The following is a 322-nucleotide window of genomic DNA, read 5'->3' on the forward strand; positions in this document are numbered from 1 at the left end:
TCTAAAGGTCATTCCTATGAATGACAACGGAACACTTAACATGAATGAATTTCAAAACCTGCTTTCAGAAAAGACCAAACTGGTTTTCGTAAATCATGTTTCCAACGCTTTAGGCACTGTGAATCCTGTAAAGGAGATCATTGAAAAAGCACATGCAATAGGCGCAGCTGTTCTTTTAGATGGTGCACAGGCCGCACCGCATATCAAAGCTGATGTTCAGGAGCTGGATGTAGATTTCTATACGGTATCTGCTCACAAGATGTGCGGCCCTACAGGGGTTGGAATCCTGTACGGAAAGGAAGAATGGTTAAAAAAACTTCCG

1 protein-coding gene is annotated in these 322 nt (G+C 42.5%); it reads left to right on the plus strand.

The genetic code is table 11. The features are described 5' to 3' along the window. Positions 1–322, plus strand: a 322-nt coding sequence (locus tag HC176_RS18555; protein ID WP_167920452.1) for an aminotransferase class V-fold PLP-dependent enzyme, incomplete at both ends; no start/stop codon positions are given.

This window comes from Tamlana crocina (assembly GCF_012037625.1).